This is a genomic window from Actinophytocola sp., assembly GCF_035634895.1.
In the GTDB taxonomy this organism is placed as follows: domain Bacteria; phylum Actinomycetota; class Actinomycetes; order Mycobacteriales; family Pseudonocardiaceae; genus Actinophytocola.
In genome coordinates this window covers 1-19,462 of record NZ_DASQCC010000133.1, presented here as the reverse complement: position 1 = coordinate 19,462, position 19,462 = coordinate 1, and the positions used below count along the sequence as shown (strand labels likewise).

The window sequence follows — 19,462 nt, the reverse complement described above, 5'->3', positions numbered from 1 at the left end:
TTGCGTGGGGGCGTTGGCGGCGGATGTGTGTGTGGGGCCGGGCGGGGGCGAGGTGGATGATGCGGTGTTCGGGGCGGCCGTGATGGCTGTGCACGGTGGTGCGCGTCGGGACTTCGTACCAGGGCAGCGCGAGTGTGATCGCCGTCGGGGCGGGGGGCCGGGGGCTGGGCCGCACGAAAGGGACTTTCGTTCTGGGAGGGCACAGGGCGCGGTGGCGGGGGCTTCGGGCATGCAACCTCGGTTGGGGGCGGTACCGTCTCTTGGGCATGAGGGCATTCGTTGTTGCTGCTGGTGCCGTGCTCGCGCTCGGTGTGCTTGCCGCGTGTGCGAGTCAGGCCACGTCGTCCGGTGCTGCTGGTCAGACCAATCCTTCGACGCAGTCGACCAAGGTGGCGCCTGACACGCCGTCCGACGTTGTCGAGCCCACGCCGCCCGCGGGAGAGAAGCCGCAGAATCCCTCGGGTGGGCCGGCGCCCGTCACCATCGGGCCCGGTGGGCCCGTGATCCCAGAAGGCGTCACCGAGGTGCCGTCGTCGCAGGTTGACGCCTCCGCGCTGCCCACCTTCGGCGAGTACGGCAACAAGGTCTGGGCCTACAACAGCGGCTTCTCACTACAGTTCTTCGCTTCCGCCAGCAGCAGCTGCACCGGGGTCCAGGCTACCGTCGTGGACCAGTCCTCAGGCTCCGTCAAGATCCTTGTTCAGCCCCTGGACTCGCCGCAGGGCGGGCGGCCCGACGACGGCGCCTGTGCCATGGTCATGACGCCGAAGCCGGTTACCGTCACCCTTGACCAGCCCCTTCGGGACCGGAAGATCGTGCTGTCCGCCGGTCGTTAGTGGTCCGGGCAGGCTAGCGTCGGAACGAGATCTCCAGAGTTGGCTGGGACGTCCCCGCGAAGAAGTCGTTTCCCTTGTCGTCCACCACGATGAACGCGGGGAAGTCCTCCACCTCGATCTTCCACACGGCTTCCATCCCCAGCTCGGGGTACTCCAGGACGTCCACCTTCTTGATGCAGTCCTGCGCCAGCCGCGCCGCCGGGCCGCCGATCGAGCCAAGGTAGAAGCCGCCGTGGGTCTCGCAGGCGTCGGTGACCTGCCGTGAGCGGTTGCCCTTCGCCAGCATCACCAGGGAGCCGCCCGCCGCCTGGAACTGCTCCACGTACGAGTCCATGCGGCCCGCCGTCGTGGGGCCGAACGAGCCGGACGCGTAGCCCTCGGGGGTCTTCGCCGGACCGGCGTAGTACACGGGGTGGTCGCGGAGATACTGCGGCATCGGCTCGCCCGCGTCCAGGCGTTCCTTGATCTTCGCGTGCGCTATGTCGCGGGCCACCACCAGTGGGCCGGTCAGTGACAGGCGCGTCTTGACCGGCAGCTTCGACAGCGTCGCGCGAATCTCGTCCATCGGCCGCGTCAGGTCGATCCTCACCACCTCGTCGGGCAGCTCCTCGCCGATCACGTCCGGGAGGTAGTGCGCCGGGTCGCGTTCGAGCTGCTCCAGGAACACGCCGTCGGCGGTGATCTTCGCCTTCGCCTGGCGGTCGGCGGAGCACGAGACGGCGATGCCCACCGGGCACGACGCGCCGTGGCGGGGCAGGCGGACGACCCGGACGTCGTGGCAGAAGTACTTGCCGCCGAACTGGGCGCCGATGCCGAACTGGCGGGTCATCTCCAGGACCTGCTGCTCCAGGTCCACGTCGCGGAAGCCGTGTCCCAGCGCCGATCCCTCCTGCGGGAGGTCGTCCAGGTAGCGCGCGGACGCCAGCTTCGCGACCTTCAGGTTGTACTCGGCCGACGTGCCGCCGACGACGATCGCCAGGTGGTACGGCGGGCATGCGGCCGTCCCGAGGCCACGAAGCTTCTCGTCAAGGAAACGTGCCAGGCGCTTCGGGTTCAGCAACGCCTTCGTCTCCTGGTACAGGAACGTCTTGTTCGCGCTGCCGCCGCCCTTCGCCATGAACAGGAGCTCGTACTCTGGCTTGTCGCCGTCCTTGTGGTACAGCTCCAGCTGGGCCGGCAGGTTCGTGCCGGTGTTGCGCTCCTCCCAGAAGCTCAGCGGCGCGAGCTGCGAGTACCGGAGGTTCAGCTCCTGGTACGCCTCGAACACGCCGCGGGACAGCGCGACCTCGTCCTGACCCCCGGTCAGGACGTGCTCCGTGCGCTTGCCGATCACGATCGCGGTGCCGGTGTCCTGGCACATGGGCAGCACGCCACCGGCGGAGATGCACGCGTTGCGCAGCAGGTCCATGGCCACGAACCGGTCGTTCGCGCTCGCCTCGGGGTCGTCGACGATCGCGCGGAGCTGCGCGAGGTGGGACGGGCGCAGGAGGTGCTGGATGTCGCGGATCGCCTCTTTGGCGAGGGTGGTGAGCGCCTGGGGCTCGACCTCGAGGAACGTGCGGCCGGCCGCCTCGATGAGCCGCACGCCGTCCGGGGTGACCAGCCGGTACTCGGTGTGGTTGTCGGGGGCCAGGGGAAGCACTTCGGTGTAGGTGAAGGTCGCGGTCACCTTGGGGACTCCTGTGTCGCGTGGTGGGATTCCCCCGAAATTACCCCAGCGCCTCAGTGCCGGACCGACTGCGGTGTGTGGTGTTCGTCGCGCTCACCCCCGGACAGGCCGAGAGGCCAGGACAGCCCCCGGCCGTCCTGACCTCCCTGGGTGGGCGATCACCTAGTGCTTATGCACTCCGTGTCGCGTAGTCCTGTTTGCCTAGACCGTGCTCCCGCGGTGACCCGATGTCAATGGGTTCCTGCATGGTGGACGTAGGACGACACGAAGTTGGTTGCTCAGCTCGCGTAGGCCCGCAGCTTCTCGGCACGCTCACCCTGCCGGAGCTTGGACATGACCTCGCGTTCGATCTGCCGCACGCGCTCGCGGGACAGGCCGAACCGCTTGCCGATCTGGTCGAGAGTGTGGGGCTGACCGTCGTCCAGGCCGTAGCGGAGCCGGATCACGGACTGCTCGCGCTCGTCCAGCGTGGCCAGGACACGGCGCAGGTCGTCGTGCAGCAGGCCGGAGATGACCGCGCTCTCGGCGTCCGTCGCCTCGCCGTCCTCGATGAAGTCGCCGAGTGGGGCGTCCTCCTCGGCGCCGACGGGCATGTCCAGGCTTACCGGGTCACGGGCGTGGTCGAGAAGGTCCGCGACCTTCTCCGGGGTCAGGCCGACCTCTTTCGCCAGCTCGTCGTGGGTGGCCTCGCGGCCGAGCTGCTGGTGCAGGTCGCGCTTGATGCGGGCCAGCTTGTTGACCTGCTCGACCAGGTGGACCGGAAGCCGGATCGTCCTGCCCTGGTCGGCCATGCCGCGCGTGATGGCCTGGCGGATCCACCACGTCGCGTACGTGGAGAACTTGAAACCCTTGGTGTAGTCGAACTTCTCGACGGCACGGATCAGTCCGAGGTTGCCCTCCTGGATCAGGTCCAGCAGCGGCATGCCACGGCCGGTGTAGCGCTTGGCCAGCGACACCACGAGCCTGAGGTTGGCCTCCAGAAGGTGGTTCTTCGCCATGTGGCCGTCCGCCACGAGCTGACGCAGCTCACCGCGACGGGTACGGTCGAGGTCGTCGTCGGTGTCGAGCATGTGCTGGGCGAACACGCCAGCCTCTATGCCCTTCGCCAGCTCGACCTCCTGGGCCGCGGTCAACAGTGCGGTCCGGCCGATGCCGTTCAGGTACACGCGGACCAGATCGGCCGCTGGGCCCTGGGCGTCGAGGTCGAGCTCACTGGGCTCCGGCTCGCGTTGCTGTGGGACCGTCATGCCTTCCCTCCCCCTTATCGCGGGCTGGTGTGTCCTGTATCACACACCGGCCTTGTCCGGTGAGCCTTCGATCGACCGCCTGATGGTGATCGGTGCTCGTTGGCTGGACACTCTGGAAAACGCCGTTGGGTCTCGATTCGTTCCCGAGTCCCAACCATCAAGACGTCGCCCTCGCCACACCGGTTGTTCAACCATGGCTGAGGTTTTCCTGAGAGTTGACCGCCTCAGATCTCGACGATGACCGTGAACGGGCCGTCATTGGAAGAGGTAACCGTCATGGTGGCACCGAAACGTCCCGTCGCCACCCTTGCGCCCCTCGCGCGCAGCGCGGCGACCACGGCGTCGACGAGGGGCTCGGCGACCTCGGGACGGGCCGCGGCAGTCCACGATGGACGGCGACCCTTTCGGGTGTCACCATAAAGAGTGAACTGGCTCACTACGAGTAGCGGAGCGTTGGTCGAGGCGCAGGACTGCTCGTCGCGGAGGACACGCAGTTCGTGCACCTTGCGGGCCATGGTGTCGACTGTGGCCACTGTGTCGTCGGCGGAGATGCCCAGGAGCACGAGGAGGCCGGGCTCGTCGATCTCGCCGACGACCGACCCGTCGACGGTCACGCTCGCCGACAACACCCTCGCCACCACCGCACGCACACCGGCGATGGTGTCAAAAGGTCCTCAGCGCCGCGCGATCAGGTGGAAGAAGCGGGCGGTCAGCAGGTGGGGCATCCGGTTGGACAGCGCCAGCTCGAGCTGCTCCAGGTCCGCCATGAACGCCGGGTTCTCGGCATCCTCCTCGGACACCAGGTCGCTCACGCAGCGGACGCCGTAGCGGACCACCTCTGCCACGCCCAGCCCGGCCAGGGACACCACGAGCTCGCCCACCGTGCACGGCTCCGCCCACTCGCACGCCACCGTGTCCAGCTCCCGCAGGGCCAGGTCCGGGGCGCGGTCACGGACCACCGCCTGGATCGGGTCGAACACCGCGTTGGGGCCCAGCACCGACAGGAGACCGCCCGGCCGCAGCGGGGCCATGATCGCCCGCAGAACCTGCTCCCGCTCCTCCGCCGACTCGACGTAGTGCAGCAGGTTGTGGCACAGAACCAGGTCGAACTCGTGGTCGGCGAACACCTCCGGGGCGTCCTGCGCCCCCGCCTGGACGACGTGCAACCGGTCGACGACACCCTGTGCCTCGGCCGCGCGGATCGCGGTGCTGAGCATCGCGCCTGCCGGGTCCAGCACCGTCACCTCGTGGCCCCGCGCCGCGAGCCGGACGGCTGTCACACCGTTGCCGCCCGCGACGTCCAACACCCGGGACGGCTCGTCTCCCCAGTGTCGTGCCAGGTTCGCCTCGGTGAGGGTGTGCCGCAGGCGTTCCAGCGGACTCAGGCGCTGGACGTGATCCAGGTCGGGGAGGAACCCGCTCAACGTCATAGGACCTTCATACCGGCTCAACCCCGGCCGGCCACATTACTTGTACCCGGATGGCCCAACAACCCCACGGAAGTGGGACGATAAGAAGGTCTGGAGGTGGTGTCGTGAAGTCCGAGCGGGACGACACCCCGGTTCTCATCACCGAGGCCGCACCGTCATACGACGAGGAGTACTCCGCGCGGAAGCGCAAGTACCTGACCATGATGGCCTTGCGTGTGCCCTGCCTGGTGCTGGCCGGCGTGTTCCACGACACCTGGTGGCTCGCGCTGGGGTTCGTGCTGCTGTCGGTCCCGCTGCCGTGGATCGCGGTGCTCATCGCCAACGACGCGCCGCCGCGCAAGACGGAGGAGGTCAACCGCTACGAGCGGACGCCTCGTGCCGTCGACGGCGGCAACCACCCCGTCATCGACGCCGAGGCTGCGCCCCCACCTGGGTGACCGCCTCGGCGCCCAGCCGAGTGCCCGCGCGCAGGCACTCCTCCGGCGACCGGCCGTCCAGCAGCGCGGCCAGCAGGCCCGCGTCGAAGGCGTCGCCGGCACCCGTGGAGTCCACGCACTCACTGGGCGTCGACGGGACCGACACGACGCCGTCCCGTGACACCCAGCTCGCACCCGCCGCACCGGTGGTCACCGCCACCGCGCCCACGGCGTCCAGCAGCCTGACCGCACTCGCCGGCTCTCGGGATCCGGTCAGCGCCGACAGCTCGTCCAGGTTCGGCAGCAGCAGGTCCACCCCGCGCACCTCCTCGACGAACAGGGCCGGGTCGGTGATCAGCGCCGCCGCCTGCGGGTCCACGGACGTGGTCAGACCGGCCGCCCTGGCGGCCGCCAGCATCGCGACCCCGGCGTCCCGGGACGACTCGTCGAGCAGCACGTAGCCGGAGAGGTGCAGGTGCCGAGCGTCCGCGAGCAGGGCGGGGTCGAGGTCGGCGGGCACCAGGTTCTTGCCGGCGCCGCGGTCCGGCAGCATGCTGCGCTGGCCGTCGCCGTCCACCAGCACCACGACGCAGCAGGTCGCGGCGGTCGGGTCAATATTGAATGCGCAGCGCACCCCGGCCGTGGTTAGCTCCTCGGATGCCCGACGCCCCGCCACGTCGTCGCCCACCCTTGCCACCAGCACCGGTTCAGTCCCGGAGTACGCGAGCCATGCCGCCGTGTTCGCACCGGCCCCGCCCGTCGTGAGCGCGATGCTCGCGCGGACGTCGCCGCCGTGCACGACCGAACCGGTATGAGTGGCGACCACGTCCAGCGCGACGTCCCCCACGACGACAATGCTCACTCCGCAAGCTCCGTTCGGGATGATGATCACCCCGCAAGCTCCGTCCGGGATGACGCGCACGAAGATCGGAGGCTAACCGGCGTGGTCTCGACCGGCGCCGTCCGGGTGCTCGCCGCGTTGGCGGGCGCCGAGTTCCGCCGCTACCTGACCTACCGGCAGGCCACCATCGCCGGCGCGTTCACCAACACCGTGTTCGGCTTCATGCGTTGCTACATCCTGCTTTCCGTGGCCGACGCGACGGGCCAGGTCGCCGGCTACGCGGCCGGCCAGCTCGTCACGTTCGTGTGGGTCGGGCAGGGACTGCTCTCGGTGGTCAACTACTGGGGCCACCAGGAGCTGCCGGAACGCGTGCGGTCCGGCCAGGTCGTGTCCGACCTGCTGCGCCCGGTCGACCTGCAGGCCGCCTTCCTGGCCACGGACAGCGGCAGGGCGGCACACGCCATGCTCACCCGGTTCGTCGTCCCGGTCGCGGCCGGCCTGCTGTTCTTCGACTTCTACCTGCCCAGGCATCCGCGGACCTACGTGCTGTTCGTGGTGTCCACCGCGCTCGCCGTGCTGATCTGCTCCACCTGCCGGTACCTCGTGGCGCTGACCGCGTTCTGGCTGCTCGACATCCGCGGCGCGCAGATGCTGTGGACGGTCACCTCCGGGGTCGGCAGCGGGCTGTACTTCCCGCTGCCGGTGCTGCCGGACTGGCTCGTCACGGTCCTCTGGGTCGGCACGCCGTTCCCCGGGCTCCTGCAGGCGCCGCTGGACGTGCTCGTCGAGCGGGGCGGGACCGGGCACGGGCTGGCGCTGGTCGCCGGGCAGGTCGCCTGGCTGGCGATCATGACCGGGGTGTGCCGCGTGGTGCAGCGGCGCGCGCTGCGGCGACTGGTGGTGCAGGGTGGCTGAACGGAGCTCGGCGCGATACCGCCCGTATCTGCGGCTGCTCGCCGCGCAGGTGCGCAGCCAGACGCAGTACCGGCTGTCGTTCGCGCTCGACCTGGGGTTCTCGACCGTCCTGACCTCGCTCGACCTCGCGACGCTGTGGGTGCTGTTCATGGTCAACGACAGCCTCGGCGGGTTCGGCGGCGGGGACGTGCTGCTGATGGTCGGCATCGCCGCGGCCGCCTTCCCCGTCGCGGACCTGGCCGTCGGCAACATCGAGAAGATGCAGGTCTACGTCCGCTCCGGGCTGTTCGACGCGGTGCTGTTGCGGCCGCTGTCATCGCTGGGACAGCTGGTCGCGATGGACTTCGCGCCGCGGCGGGTCGGCAGGGCCGTCCAGGGCACGGCGATCTACATTCTCGCGCTGACGATCGCGCCCGTCCGGTGGTCCGTGCCCGTCGCGCTGCTGGTGGTGCTCGCACCGGTGGCCGGGGCCGTGTTCTTCGGCGCGATCTTCGTGGCGGGCGCGACCGTCGCGTTCTGGTGGATCGACTCGGGGGAGGTCGCCAACGCCTTCACCTACGGCGGCAAGGACGCCGCCGCCTACCCGGTGACCGTGTTCGGCGGCCTGTTCCGGCGGATCTTCGTCTACGGGCTGGGTTTCGCGTTCGTCGCCTACCTGCCGGCGCTCGCCATGCTCGGCAGGCCGGACCCGCTTGGCACGCCCGGCTGGCTGCGCTGGTGCTCGCCGGTCACCGCACTCCTCGTCGCCGCGGTCGCCGGGTTGTTCTGGCGTACCGGTGTCCGCCACTACCGGAGCACAGGATCGTGATCATCGAAACTTCACTGCTGCGCAAGGACTTCACCGTACGGAAGAAGGTGGGCCGGTTCCGCAGGACAGCCACCGTGGTGTCCGCCGTGGACGGTGTGTCGCTCTCCGTCGACGAGGGGGAGATGCTCGGCTACATCGGGCCCAACGGCGCCGGGAAGTCCACCACGCTGAAGATGCTGACCGGCGTGCTCACCCCGTCCGGCGGCACGGTGTCGGTGTGCGGGCTGACGCCGGTGCCGCAGCGGACCCTGCTGGCACGGCGCATCGGCGTGGTCTTCGGGCAGCGGTCGCAGCTGTGGTGGGACCTGCCGCTGCACGAGTCCTTCTCGTTGCTGCGCCACATCTACCGCGTGCCGGCGGCCGACCACGCCGCGCGGCTGAAGTACTGCCGGTCGCTGCTCGACCTCGACTCCTTCCTGGACACGCCGGTGCGGCAGCTCTCGCTGGGGCAACGGATGCGGGGCGAGCTGACGGCCGCGTTGCTGCACGGGCCCTCTGTGCTGTTCCTCGACGAGCCGACGATCGGGCTGGACGTGCTGAGCAAGCAGGCCGTGCGGGGGTTCCTCACGCAGGTGGCGACGCGGGGCGACACGACGGTCGTGCTGACCACGCACGATCTCGCCGACATCGAGAAGCTGTGCCGGCGCCTGGTGGTGATCGACCACGGCCGGGTCGTTCACGACGGCACGCTGGACGAGCTGCACGCGGCGTACCGCTCGAAGCGGCGCGTGGTGGTGGACCTGGACGCGCCGTGGCCCGGCGTGGAACTGCCGGGGGCGGCGGTGGAAAGCATTGAGGCGGAAGGGTTCCGGGTCACGCTGACACTGGAGGGCGCGACGGCAGGCGAGGTGGTCGCGCGGCTCGCGCAGGCCGTGCCGCTGCGGGACCTGTCCGTGCAGGAGCCGGAGATCGAGGACGTGGTGGCGCGGCTGTACGCCGGTGGCACGACCTCGCGAGCCGAGCGTTCCTAGCGCACCATCCCGGTGGGCAGCAGGTCGAGCTCCGGAGTGGACAGATGGCGCACCTCGTAGCGGGTGCCGGCGGCCTCTGGTTCGTCGCGCCACAGGACGAACATGACCAGCTCCCAGTGGTGTGGATCGACGGCGACCGCCGCGGTGTGGACGTTCTCGTTGTGCCGCAACGACTCCAGGGTCCTGGTCGCGCCCTCGGTGTCGCCGTCGAAGGGAGTGCGGAGGCGGGAGGCCGTCGCGGGCGTGGCGTCGCGGGCCTGGCCGGCGACGGTGGCGACGCCGGTCCAGTGCCGCACGACCGGGCGGCCGAAGTCACGGACGATGTTCTGGAAACCGCCGCCACCGAGGAGGAAGTGGGCCATCGCGCTGGTGTCGTGCCACAGGTAGAACGGCGCGTACTGGTGCTCGCCGACCAGGTATGCCTTGAGGCCAAGGCCTTTCCGGTCGTCGAGCAGGTGCCCGAAGTCGGCGACCCGCTTGTGGATGATGCCCATGTCGTAGTCGGTGGGCAGGGTGATCTCGTACTGCGCGGCGTACATCCTCAGCTCCCCAGCAGGACGATCAGGCCCTCGATCGCGTCGGTGAACGGCGTGGTGTCACCGGCCGCCCTGGCCAGGACGTAGCCGCCCTGCACCACCGCCACGACCGTCGCGGCCGTGGCGTCCGGGTCGGGTAGTCCTGCCTCGGTGAGCAACGCGGCCACGCGCTCGCGCAGCCAGGCGAACGTCTCCGCCACCGGCGCGCGCAACGCCTCGTCGGCCATGACGTCCGGGTCCTGGGTCAGGCGGCCGACGGGGCAGCCGCGCAGCACCGTGCGCTCACGCCGCAGGTACGCCGCCACCCGCTCCAGCGGGGTGCCCGGGCCGGACAGCGTCTCCTCGGCCGTCGCCCGCAGCTCCGTCGCCGTGCGGTCGATCGCCGCCCGCGCCAGGTCCGGTTTGCCCGCGAAGTGGTGGTACATGCTGCCCTGGCCCGCGCCGGCCCGCTGCTGGATCGCCTTCGGGCTGGTGCCGACGTATCCGCGCTCCCACAGCAGCTCGCGCGTGGCATCGATCAGCCGTTCCGTGGTGTCCACGGTTGTACATACTAGTTGGTACAGAGCGCCACGGCCACCTGGGCGGCCAGTGTCACGTTCGACAGCACCAGCGCCACGTTCGCGTCCAGGGACACCCCGCCGCTCGACGTGTGGAAGTGCTCCAGCAGCATCGGGGTCACGTCGCCGCCCCGGACGCCACCCTCCGCCACCTTCGCCATGCCCTCCGCCAGCAGGCGGTCGTGCAGCTCGCTCGGCATCTCGGCGTCCGCGGGGATGGGGTTCGCCAGCAGGACGCCGGAACGCAGGCCCTGCGCGCGATGTGCGGTGGCCACGGCCGCGGCCTCGGCCGGCGACTCGACCCGCCAGGACAGCGGGAAGCGCGACTCCCTGCGGTAGAACGCGGGGAAGAAGTCGGTCCGGTACCCGAGCACCGGCACCGACCTGGTCTCCAGCACCTCGATCGTGGCGCCGATGTCCAGCACCGACTTCACGCCGGAGCACACGACCGTGACGGGTGTGCCGGACAGCACATCGAGGTCCGCCGACACGTCCCAGGACAGCGACTCACCCGCCGCCGGCAGGTGCACGCCGCCGAACCCGCCGGTGCCGAACACCCGGATGCCGGCCGCGTGCGCGATCGTCGCCGTGCCCGCGATGGTCGTCGCGCCGTCACGGGACAGGGCGATCGCCGGCCCGAGGTCGCGGGCGGACAGCTTCGCGAAGCCGGAGTCCGCCGCGCACAGCCGGTCCAGCTGGGCGTCGGTGAGGCCGACGTGGATCTGCCCGTCCAGCACGGCGATCGTGGCCGGGATCGCGCCCGCCGCACGCACCGCGCCCTCGACCTCGGTCGCCACCTCGCGGTTGCGGCCCGGCGGCAGGCCGTGCGCGAGCAGCGTGCTCTCCAGCGCCACGACCGGACCGCCGTCCGCCAGCGCGGCGGCGACCTCGTCGGTGATCCGCATCTGCTCCTCGATCACTGTGCGAGCTGGTCCGGACTCCTGTCCGCCAGCGGCGGAAGCGTGCGGTGCGGCAACGCGTACCCCGCCCGCGGTAGCTCGATCTCCGCCACGGTGATCACGCCGTCATCCCCGATGACTGAGCCGGCCCGGCACGATACGCCGCCTCCGCCACGGCCCGGTGGCAGCACGGCGGCCGGGGTGCTGTCGATGATCGCAGAACGCCGGGAGGCTAGTCGTCGCCGCCCGGGGGGAGGTTCTTGTAGATCCGCTGGCACTCGGGGCAGACCGGCGAGCCCGGCTTCGGCGACCTGGTCACCGGGAAGACCTCGCCGCACAGGGCGACGACCACCGAGCCGGTGACGGCGCTTTCGGCGATCTTGTCCTTGCGGACGTAGTGGAACATCTTCGGTGTGTCGTCACCCGTGGTGTCCCGGGTCTCGACCTCTGGCAACGTCTGTGTGCTCACGCTGCAATGATGCCCGAAACGACGGCGCGTCCGCTCACCTGCTGGCAGGATGCCGCTCATGTTCCAGAAGGTGATGGCCAGCTTCGGCCAGGGCGGCGCGACGGTCGACGCCCGCCTGCTCGACCGCAACGTCCGTCCTGGCGGGACGTTGCACGGTGAGGTGATCCTCGTCGGCGGTCAGGTCGACCAGGAGGTCGAGTCGCTCGGGGTGACCCTGCTGGCCAGGGTCGAGGAGGGCGTGGAGGGCGAGACCGTCGACCTGCCCTTCCAGAGCGTGCAGCTCGCCGGCCGCGAGATGATCAAGGCCGGCGCGCAGGTCAAGGTGCCCTTCGAGGTGCAGATGTCGTGGGAGACGCCGGTGACCACGGTGTTCGGCAAGTACCTGACCGGCATGGCCGTCGGGCTGCAGACGAACCTGAACCTGGCGCGGACGGTCGTCGATCCGCAGGACGTGGACGCCATCCCGATCGAGCCGCTGCCCGCCCAGCACCGGATCCTCGACGCCATGACCCGGATCGGATGCCAGTTCCGGGAGGCCGGGCTGGTCAAGAACCGGATCGACGGGGTCGACCAGCAACTGCCCTTCTTCCAGGAGATCACCTTCGCGCCGTCGCAGGCGTTCGGGAGCGTGTTCAACGAGGTGGCGGTGTCGTTCCTCGCCCGGCCGCGGGACGTGCAGGTCGTGCTGGACGTGTCGAAGCGGGTCCGGGTGCTGAAGGGCGGCGGCCTGGGGTCCCGGGCGCAGTCCCGCCTCGGGTCGTTCGTCGTCGAGTACGCGGCCATGGGACGGACCAACTGGGAGCAGCAGATCGAGGGTTGGCTGCGCGAGGTCGCCAAGCCTCGGGCCATCTTCGACTAGCGTCCTGAGGCCGACTCGGGACGCTACGACTCGGGTGTCCGCTTCGGCTCGCGGGGCGCGTCGGCCTGGCCGTTCTGGCGCAGCAGAGGCGGCTGTTTCTTCGCCACCGGTGGTGACGACCGAGTCACGGCCTGCGGTGGCGGCTGTTGTGACGCCGGCGGTACGGGGGGCTGGTTCGCAGGCTCGTTGCGCGAGTCGGCGGCCCTGGTCATCTCCAGCCGGCGCCAGCGGCGGCGCTGGCGTTTGGTCATCCTGGCGGGCCACATCTCCTGGATGGCCGCGTTGAAGTACGCGCCGAGCACGATCGCGAGGCCGATGAAGAACGCGAACAGCAGGAACGCGATCGGCGTGGCCAGGGCGCCGTAGGTGTAGCCGGTCGTCGTGATCCACGAGATGTAGAGCCGCAGCCCGATGCTCGACAGCAGGAACACGATCATCGCGAGGACGGCGCCCGGCAGGCCGCGGTGCCACGGCAGCTTGCGGGGCAGCGCCACCTTGTACAGCAGGGCGAGCGCCAGCACGATGATCACCCCGAGCGCGGGGTAGTAGAAAGTGTCGACCCAGAACGCGATCTCGTTGCGCCACGCCACCGGGAACAGCTTGGGCAGCACGTCCGGGCCCAGCGCGAGGATCGGCAGCCCGATGACCAACAGCACGAGCGCGGCCACGTACAGCAGCAGCGCGAAGATCCGCTGCCACACCTCGTGCCGCACGCCGTACTGGTTGTGCGCCACCGTGATCGCGTCCACGAACGACGACATCGCCGACGAGCCGCCCCACAGCGAGATCAGGAACCCGACGGTCACGATCTCGCCGCGGCCGTGCCTGAGGATGTCGTCCACGGTCGGCCGGATGATGTCCTTCACGACGTTGCCGGAGAACGCCGTGCTGGACCATTCGATGATCGAGTCGTGGACCGAGTCGATCACGTCCTGGCCGAACCACTGCGCGACGTAGCCGAGGCTGCCGAGCAAACCGAGCAGCAGCGGCGGCAGCGACAGCACCTGCCAGAACGCGGCCTCGGCGGCCTCGGAGAACAGGTTGCCCTCCCAGGCCTTGCTCCACGTGCGCCTGAACAGGCGCAACACCCCGCGGCGCGGCAGGACGCTGGTCGCCTGCTGCGCGTTGCGCGTCGGATGCTGCGGCTGTGGGCTCATCTCACTGCCAAGCATGGTCTATCGGGGGTTTCTTGGCTCGACAGTCCTTCAGATTCGTGATGGAGGTGTCGCGTCGCCCCTTCGCCGGGGCGTCCAGGTAGAGTCGAGCCTGCCCTCAACGACGCTCGCTGAGGGCTTCGTTGTGCCAGGAGTGCGTCCAGGGAGGGGGTTGCCGGACGAATGACAGCGGTGCAGGGGACAGAACAGGCGGTTCGGCCGGGGGGCTCTCGGCCGCTGAGAGCGTGGCAGCGGCGTGCCATCACGAAGTACCTGACGAGCAAGCCGCAGGACTTCCTCGCGGTCGCGACGCCCGGCGCGGGCAAGACCGTGTTCGGGTTGCGGGTGGCCAGCGAGCTGCTCGCCGACCGGGTGGTCGAGCGGGTCACGATCGTGACGCCGACCGAGCACCTGAAGTACCAGTGGGCGAACGCGGCCGCCGCGGCCGGGATCGCCATCGACCCGAACTTCCGCAACGGCGCCGGTCAGACCGCGGCCGACTTCCAGGGCGTCGCGGTGACGTACGCGCAGGTCGCCGCGCACCCGATGCTGCACAGGGTGCGTACCGAGCAGCGCAAGACGCTGGTCATCCTCGACGAGATCCACCACGGCGGCGACGCGAAGTCGTGGGGTGACGGCATTCGCGAGGCGTTCACCCCGGCCGTGCGCAGGCTGTCGCTGACCGGCACGCCGTTCCGCAGCGACGACTCGCCGATCCCGTTCGTCGGCTACGAGCCGGACGGCAGCGGCTTCATGCGCAGCAAGGCCGACCACACCTACGGCTACGCCGACGCGCTGACCGACGGCGTGGTCCGGCCGGTCATCTTCCTGGCGTACTCGGGTGAGGCGTCCTGGCGGACCAGCGCGGGCGAGGAGTTCACCGCCCGTCTCGGCGAGCCGATGACCAGCGAGCAGACCGCGCGTGCCTGGCGCACCGCGCTGGACCCCGAGGGCGAGTGGATCCCGGCCGTGCTGCGGGCCGCCGACCTGCGGCTCGCGCAGCTGCGGCAGAGCGTGCCGGACGCGGGTGGGCTGGTCATCGCGTCCGACCACCTCACGGCGAAGGCGTACGCCACGAGCCTCGAGCGGATCACCGGCCGCGCGCCGGTCGTGGTGCTGTCCGACGATCCGAAGGCGTCGAGCCGGATCGCCGAGTTCGCCGAGTCCGACGACCGCTGGCTGGTCGCGGTCCGCATGGTCTCCGAGGGTGTCGACGTCCCGCGGCTTGCGGTCGGCGTGTACGCGACGAGCGCGTCCACCCCGCTGTTCTTCGCGCAGGCCATCGGCCGGTTCGTGCGTGCCCGGCGGCAGGGGGAGACGGCGAGCGTGTTCCTGCCGAGCGTGCCCGTGCTGCTGGAGCTGGCGAGCCAGCTGGAGGCGCAGCGCGACCACGTGCTCGGCAAGCCGCACCGCGAGAAGGACGGCTGGGACGACGAGCTGCTCGCGGACGCCAACCGGCAGAAGGACGAGCCGGGCGAGGAGGAGAAGGCGTTCACGGCGCTGTCCGCGTCGGCCGAGCTGGACCAGGTCATCTACGACGGTTCGTCGTTCGGCACCGCGGCCTTCGCGGGCTCGGAGGAGGAGCAGGAGTACCTGGGGCTGCCCGGTCTGCTCGAGCCGGAGCAGGTGCGGGCGCTTCTGCGACAGCGACAGGACCAGCAGCTGGCCGACCGCTCCAGGCGCGCCGCGGCCACGCCCGCCGCGGAGCCGGTGACCCAGCGCCCGGCGTCGGTGGCCGAGCGGCTGACCGGCCTCCGCAAGGAGCTGAACACCCTGGTGGCCATGTACCACCACCGCACCGGCAAGCCCCACGGCATGATCCACAGCGAGCTGCGCCGCGTCTGCGCAGGCCCCCCCACGGCCATGGCCTCGGTCGAACAACTAGAGGAACGCATCGCCACCCTCCGCAGCTGGTAACCCGACCCCAGCACCCGCGAGTCCCGCGTTCAGGCACACCGAGTCCCGTGTTCAGGCATACCGCGAGTCTCGCGTTCGGACATAGCGAGTCCGGTGTTCAGACATAGCGAGTTGCGGGTTCGTGCACCCGCCCCGGGCCAAGATCTGCACGAAACCGCAACTCGGTGTGGGCGGACGCGGGACTCAGGGTGTTTGAACGCGGGACTCGCGGTGTTTGAACGCGGGAGGCGCGGCGCAACTTTCGGTAACCGCTTTCCCGGTGGTGGGGGTTGGTGGGGGTGTGGTTGGGGGAAAGTGGTCGGCTGGGTGCTTATTGCTGGTTAACGGGTCGCCAGAGCGTGACCTGATTCGGTGAACTTCTTGCCAACTGTCGCGGTCCAGACCAACCACAGCTACGCTTCGTGGTCATCGGCTGGGGTGCGTACGGCATGACCAGCATATGGCCTCTTCGTTGCCAAACTGTGTCGTTCAGAACTCGCACGTGGGTTCCCTCGCAGCTTCGCGGGGCATATGTTGTGCACCGCAACATTTCGGCTTGGGTTGGCGCGAGCCGCCAGGACCGACCGTGAAGGGACCGTTTGAATGCGCAGTACAAGACTTGCTCTCATCGCCGCGGGCATGGGTCTGACCCTGGCCGTGTCGGCGTGCGGCGCCAACCAGGACAACAGCTCGAACTCCGGAGATGGCGGCCAGAGCTCCACCGGCTCGTCGGCGGGTGGCATCCCCGTCGGCGTGATCCTGCCGGAGACCGCCTCGTCGGCTCGGTGGGAAGGCTTCGACCGGCCGATGCTCGAGGCCGCGCTCAAGGCCCAGGGCCTCGACCCCCACATCGAGAACGCCCAGGGTGACGTGCAGAAGTTCTCCACCCTGGCCGACGGCATGATCAACGACGGCGTCAAGGTCCTGATCATCGCCTCGATCAACTCCGAGGTCGGCGGCACGGTCGCACAGAAGGCCAACGCCCAGGGCATCCCGACCATCGACTACGACCGCCTCAACCTGGGCGGCAGCTCCTCCTTCTACGTCTCCTTCGACAACGTGAAGGTCGGCGAGCTGCAGGGCCAGGGCCTCATCGACGCGTTGAAGGACAAGCCGAAGGGCGCGCAGGTCATCGAGATCGAGGGCGCTCCGACGGACAACAACGCGACGCTGTTCCACAACGGCCAGGAGAACAAGCTCAAGCCGCTGTACGAGGACGGCACCCTCAAGCTGGTCCAGTCCCAGCCGATCGACAACTGGGACAACCAGAAGGGTGGCACGACCTTCGAGAACATCCTGACCGCGAACGGCACCAAGGTCGACGGTGTGGTCGCGGCCAACGACGGTCTCGCCGGTGCGATCATCACCGTGCTGAAGAAGTACAAGCTGAACGGCACCGTGCCGGTGACCGGTCAGGACGCCACCGCGGACGGCCTCAAGGCCATCCTCACCGGTGACCAGTACATGACCGTGTTCAAGCCGATCAAGCAAGAGGCGGAGGCCACGGCGAAGCTCGCCGCCGCCCTCGCCAAGGGCGACAAGTCCGGCGCGGCCAAGATCGCGACCGACAAGGAGAACGACCCGGTCGGCAAGCGTGACGTCCCGTCCGTGCTCCTCGAGCCGTTCCTGATCACGAAGGACTCCGTCAAGAAGGTCATCGACGAGGGTTACGTCAAGGCCGAAGAGGTGTGCACCGGCGACCTGGCCGCGACCTGCAGCCAGCTCGGCATTTCCTGATCCCTGAAGACCAGCCCAGGCCGGTCGCACCGTCATGAGGCGGTGCGACCGGCCTGAGCAGGAGGAAATCCCACAATGAGTGAACCCCTTCTCGAGCTGATCGGGATCAACAAGAGCTTCGGCCCGGTGCACGTGCTGCACGACGTCGACTTCACCGTGCGGGCCGGCGAGGTCACCGCGCTGGTCGGCGACAACGGTGCCGGCAAGTCCACGCTCATCAAGTGCGTGGCCGGGATCTACCCGATGGACTCCGGCGGCGTGCGCTTCCGCGGCCAGCCGGTCACGATCCACAGTCCGAAGGAAGCCGCCGACCTCGGCATCGAGGTCGTGTACCAGGACCTCGCGCTGGCCGACAACCTCGACATCGTGCAGAACATGTTCCTCGGCCGGGAGCGCGGCTCCAGCTGGCTGATGGACGAGTCGAGCATGGAGAAGGCCGCCCGCGAGACCCTCGCGTCGCTGTCGGTGCGCACGGTCAAGTCGGTGCGTACTCCGGTCGCCTCGCTGTCCGGTGGCCAGCGGCAGACCGTCGCCATCGCCAAGGCGGTGCTGTGGGACTCGAAGGTCGTGCTGCTCGACGAGCCGACCGCCGCGCTGGGCGTCGCGCAGACCCGCCAGGTCCTCGACCTGGTCCGTCGGCTTGCCGAACAGGGCCTCGGCGTCGTGCTGATCAGCCACAACATGGCCGACGTGTTCGAGGTGGCCGACCGGATCTCCGTGCTGTACCTCGGCCGTCTGGTGGCCGACCTACCAGTCAAGGAGACCACGCACAGCCAGGTGGTCGAGCTGATCACAGCGGGCCGGTCCGGCAACCTCGGCCTCGCCCGCCCCGAGCAAGTCACCCTCTAGCTCTTCTGAACCCGAGGACCCTTCTCATGACCGAGACCCCGGCCAGGCCGGACACCAAGACCCCAGGCGGGGCGATCTCCGACTTCGGTATCGACACCACCTCCCAGTCCACCGGCGAGGCGATCAAGGACTACTTCGCCAGACTGCGTGGCGGCGAGCTCGGCTCACTGCCGGCTCTGCTCGGGCTCCTCGTGCTGGTGCTCGTGTTCTCCGCGCTGTCGGACAAGTTCCTGACACTGAACAACACGACGAACATCATCGCCCAGGGCGCCGGCAAGATGATCATCGCGATGGGGCTGGTCTTCGTCCTGCTGCTGGGCGAGATCGACCTGTCCGCGGGCACCGCGTCCGGTGTGTGCGCGTCCGTCATGGCCCTGCACTACGTCAAGGCGGGCAACCTCCTCGGCGCCATGGGCAGCACCGTGTTCTGGGTGTTCGCGATCGGCATGCTCGTGGCCGCCCTGCTCGCGCTCATCATGCGCATCTGGGCGGGCGCCGTGCTCGCCATCGGCGCCTTCCTCATCGCGGTCTTCGGCGTGCCACAGAACGCGTGGTTCGAGATGCTCCTCGCGATCTGCGTCGGCGCGGCCATCGGTTGCATCTCCGGCTTCCTGGTCTCCAAGATCGGTATGCCGTCGTTCGTGGTGACGCTGGCGCTGTTCATCACCTGGCAGGGCGTGATCCTGCAGTTCATCGGTCAGGGCGGCACGCTCGGCTTCCGCTCGTCGCAGGTGCTCTACAACGTGGCCAACGGCAACCTGAACGTGCTCGGCAGCTGGGTGCTGTGCGTGATCGCGGCCGGCGGCTACGCGGCCGTGGTGCTCTCGGAGCACTTCTCCCGGCTGCGCAAGGGACTCGTCGCGCAGCCGACGCCGATCGCGGTCGGCAAGGTGGTCGCGGTGGCCGCCATCGCGATCATCGTGACGGTCCTGTTCACGCTCAACCGCTCGCCCAACCCGCAGTACGTGACGATCGAGGGCACGCCGTACGTGGTGCCGATCATCATCGGACTGCTGGTGATCGGGACGTTCGTGCTGACCCGCACCCGCTACGGCCGGCACATCTACGCGGTGGGTGGCAACTCCGAGGCCGCGCGCCGCGCCGGCATCAATGTGAGCAAGATCCGCGCGAGTGTCTTCGTGGTCTCCTCCTCGGTGGCCGCCATCGGTGCGATCGTGTACTCGTCCAAGGTGGCGTCCGTCGACCCGCAGGCCGGTGGTCTGGACACGCTGTTGTTCGCGGTCGGCGCCGCGGTCATCGGTGGCACGTCGCTGTTCGGCGGTCGTGGCAAGGTCGCGCACGCGGTCATCGGTGGTCTCGTGCTCGCGGTCGTGGGCAACGGTCTTGACCTGCTGAAGCAGCCGGCCGCGGTG

General features: G+C 69.4%; 20 protein-coding genes. 10 read left to right on the top strand and 10 right to left on the bottom strand.

What is annotated here, in order from left to right:
- The first annotated feature begins 266 nt into the window (after positions 1 to 266).
- The gene (locus VET29_RS19375; RefSeq protein ID WP_324922317.1) at positions 267 to 836 is read left to right on the top strand and encodes a hypothetical protein; all 570 of its coding nucleotides are present in this window, start codon (positions 267 to 269) and stop codon (positions 834 to 836) included.
- Between the two features lie 13 nt (positions 837 to 849).
- On the opposite strand, the gene VET29_RS19370 is transcribed toward VET29_RS19375, so the two are convergent.
- The 4 genes from VET29_RS19370 to VET29_RS19355 form a co-directional block, all read right to left on the bottom strand.
- A complete protein-coding gene (locus VET29_RS19370; protein WP_324922315.1) occupies positions 850 to 2,505 on the bottom strand; it encodes a fumarate hydratase in 1,656 nt (551 codons plus the stop codon).
- 278 nt (positions 2,506 to 2,783) lie between these two features.
- A complete protein-coding gene (locus VET29_RS19365) occupies positions 2,784 to 3,752 on the bottom strand; it encodes a sigma-70 family RNA polymerase sigma factor (RefSeq protein ID WP_324922313.1) in 969 nt (322 codons plus the stop codon).
- Between the two features lie 224 nt (positions 3,753 to 3,976).
- Positions 3,977 to 4,402 (bottom strand): D-aminoacyl-tRNA deacylase, encoded by a 426-nt coding sequence (gene dtd, locus VET29_RS19360; protein ID WP_324922309.1) that lies wholly within the window; start codon positions 4,400 to 4,402, stop codon positions 3,977 to 3,979.
- Positions 4,403 to 4,426: 24 nt separating this feature from the next.
- Positions 4,427 to 5,182 carry a methyltransferase domain-containing protein gene (locus tag VET29_RS19355; protein ID WP_324922307.1) on the bottom strand — a complete coding sequence of 252 codons (756 nt, stop codon included), beginning with the start codon at positions 5,180 to 5,182 and terminating at the stop codon, positions 4,427 to 4,429.
- A gap of 104 nt (positions 5,183 to 5,286) precedes the next feature.
- Between VET29_RS19355 and VET29_RS19350 the strand changes: the two genes are divergently transcribed.
- A complete protein-coding gene (locus VET29_RS19350; RefSeq protein WP_324922305.1) occupies positions 5,287 to 5,619 on the top strand; it encodes a DUF3099 domain-containing protein in 333 nt (110 codons plus the stop codon).
- Here VET29_RS19350 and VET29_RS19345 read toward each other — a convergent pair.
- Positions 5,585 to 6,460: a sugar kinase gene (locus VET29_RS19345; protein ID WP_324922303.1), complete on the bottom strand. Its 876-nt coding sequence runs from the start codon at positions 6,458 to 6,460 to the stop codon at positions 5,585 to 5,587. The two genes, VET29_RS19350 and VET29_RS19345, sit on opposite strands and share 35 nt — an antisense overlap.
- An 81-nt stretch (positions 6,461 to 6,541) precedes the next feature.
- Here VET29_RS19345 and VET29_RS19340 point away from each other — a divergent pair, with 81 nt between their 5' ends.
- The 3 genes from VET29_RS19340 to VET29_RS19330 are packed head-to-tail and all read left to right on the top strand — an operon-like array spanning position 6,542 to position 9,133.
- Complete coding sequence (locus tag VET29_RS19340; RefSeq protein WP_324922300.1) at positions 6,542 to 7,354, top strand: ABC transporter permease; 813 nt, start codon at positions 6,542 to 6,544, stop codon at positions 7,352 to 7,354.
- Positions 7,347 to 8,162 carry an ABC transporter permease gene (locus VET29_RS19335; RefSeq protein WP_324922297.1) on the top strand — a complete coding sequence of 272 codons (816 nt, stop codon included), beginning with the start codon at positions 7,347 to 7,349 and terminating at the stop codon, positions 8,160 to 8,162. Before VET29_RS19340 ends, VET29_RS19335 begins: the two co-directional genes overlap by 8 nt.
- Positions 8,159 to 9,133, top strand: a complete 975-nt coding sequence (locus VET29_RS19330; protein ID WP_324922294.1) for an ATP-binding cassette domain-containing protein — start codon at positions 8,159 to 8,161, stop codon at positions 9,131 to 9,133. The genes VET29_RS19335 and VET29_RS19330 overlap by 4 nt, the downstream gene beginning before the upstream one ends.
- Here VET29_RS19330 and VET29_RS19325 read toward each other — a convergent pair.
- From VET29_RS19325 to VET29_RS19310, 4 genes are all read right to left on the bottom strand, one after another.
- Positions 9,130 to 9,672: a DUF4865 family protein gene (locus VET29_RS19325; protein WP_324922292.1), complete on the bottom strand. Its 543-nt coding sequence runs from the start codon at positions 9,670 to 9,672 to the stop codon at positions 9,130 to 9,132. The two genes, VET29_RS19330 and VET29_RS19325, sit on opposite strands and share 4 nt — an antisense overlap.
- Before the next feature lie 2 nt (positions 9,673 to 9,674).
- Positions 9,675 to 10,208, bottom strand: a complete 534-nt coding sequence (locus tag VET29_RS19320; protein WP_324922289.1) for a TetR/AcrR family transcriptional regulator — start codon at positions 10,206 to 10,208, stop codon at positions 9,675 to 9,677.
- A gap of 11 nt (positions 10,209 to 10,219) precedes the next feature.
- Positions 10,220 to 11,131, bottom strand: coding sequence for a pseudouridine-5'-phosphate glycosidase (locus tag VET29_RS19315; RefSeq protein ID WP_324922287.1), 912 nt, complete (start codon positions 11,129 to 11,131; stop codon positions 10,220 to 10,222).
- Between the two features lie 226 nt (positions 11,132 to 11,357).
- Entirely contained in the window at positions 11,358 to 11,594 is a 237-nt protein-coding gene (locus tag VET29_RS19310; RefSeq protein ID WP_324922285.1) for a DUF3039 domain-containing protein, read from the bottom strand.
- Positions 11,595 to 11,652: 58 nt separating this feature from the next.
- Here VET29_RS19310 and VET29_RS19305 point away from each other — a divergent pair, with 58 nt between their 5' ends.
- On the top strand, positions 11,653 to 12,453 hold the full coding sequence (locus VET29_RS19305; protein WP_324922282.1) for a sporulation protein: 801 nt from the start codon (positions 11,653 to 11,655) through the stop codon (positions 12,451 to 12,453).
- Between the two features lie 23 nt (positions 12,454 to 12,476).
- Here VET29_RS19305 and VET29_RS19300 read toward each other — a convergent pair whose 3' ends face one another.
- Positions 12,477 to 13,610 (bottom strand): YihY/virulence factor BrkB family protein, encoded by a 1,134-nt coding sequence (locus tag VET29_RS19300; RefSeq protein ID WP_324922280.1) that lies wholly within the window; start codon positions 13,608 to 13,610, stop codon positions 12,477 to 12,479.
- Between the two features lie 180 nt (positions 13,611 to 13,790).
- Between VET29_RS19300 and VET29_RS19295 the strand changes: the two genes are divergently transcribed.
- The 4 genes from VET29_RS19295 to VET29_RS19280 form a co-directional block, all read left to right on the top strand.
- The gene (locus VET29_RS19295; protein ID WP_324922277.1) at positions 13,791 to 15,524 is read left to right on the top strand and encodes a DEAD/DEAH box helicase; all 1,734 of its coding nucleotides are present in this window, start codon (positions 13,791 to 13,793) and stop codon (positions 15,522 to 15,524) included.
- A 582-nt stretch (positions 15,525 to 16,106) separates the two neighbouring features.
- Positions 16,107 to 17,240 carry a sugar ABC transporter substrate-binding protein gene (locus VET29_RS19290; protein WP_324922274.1) on the top strand — a complete coding sequence of 378 codons (1,134 nt, stop codon included), beginning with the start codon at positions 16,107 to 16,109 and terminating at the stop codon, positions 17,238 to 17,240.
- A gap of 75 nt (positions 17,241 to 17,315) precedes the next feature.
- The gene (locus VET29_RS19285; protein WP_324922270.1) at positions 17,316 to 18,089 is read left to right on the top strand and encodes an ATP-binding cassette domain-containing protein; all 774 of its coding nucleotides are present in this window, start codon (positions 17,316 to 17,318) and stop codon (positions 18,087 to 18,089) included.
- Positions 18,090 to 18,115: 26 nt separating this feature from the next.
- On the top strand, positions 18,116 to 19,462 hold a 1,347-nt coding region (locus tag VET29_RS19280), incomplete at its 3' end, for a sugar ABC transporter permease (protein ID WP_324922267.1).

Excerpts from the sequence above, each read along its gene's own strand:
- VET29_RS19315 (WP_324922287.1), bottom strand. The coding sequence starts at position 11,131 with ATGCGGATCACCGACGAGGTCGCCGCCGCGCTGGCGGACGGCGGTCCG.
- VET29_RS19285 (WP_324922270.1), top strand. The coding sequence starts at position 17,316 with ATGAGTGAACCCCTTCTCGAGCTGATCGGGATCAACAAGAGCTTCGGC.
- VET29_RS19295 (WP_324922277.1), top strand. The coding sequence starts at position 13,791 with ATGACAGCGGTGCAGGGGACAGAACAGGCGGTTCGGCCGGGGGGCTCT.
- VET29_RS19300 (WP_324922280.1), bottom strand. The coding sequence starts at position 13,610 with ATGAGCCCACAGCCGCAGCATCCGACGCGCAACGCGCAGCAGGCGACC.
- VET29_RS19305 (WP_324922282.1), top strand. The coding sequence starts at position 11,653 with ATGTTCCAGAAGGTGATGGCCAGCTTCGGCCAGGGCGGCGCGACGGTC.
- VET29_RS19355 (WP_324922307.1), bottom strand. The coding sequence starts at position 5,182 with ATGACGTTGAGCGGGTTCCTCCCCGACCTGGATCACGTCCAGCGCCTG.
- VET29_RS19365 (WP_324922313.1), bottom strand. The coding sequence starts at position 3,752 with ATGACGGTCCCACAGCAACGCGAGCCGGAGCCCAGTGAGCTCGACCTC.
- VET29_RS19290 (WP_324922274.1), top strand. The coding sequence starts at position 16,107 with ATGCGCAGTACAAGACTTGCTCTCATCGCCGCGGGCATGGGTCTGACC.
- VET29_RS19375 (WP_324922317.1), top strand. The coding sequence starts at position 267 with ATGAGGGCATTCGTTGTTGCTGCTGGTGCCGTGCTCGCGCTCGGTGTG.
- VET29_RS19325 (WP_324922292.1), bottom strand. The coding sequence starts at position 9,672 with ATGTACGCCGCGCAGTACGAGATCACCCTGCCCACCGACTACGACATG.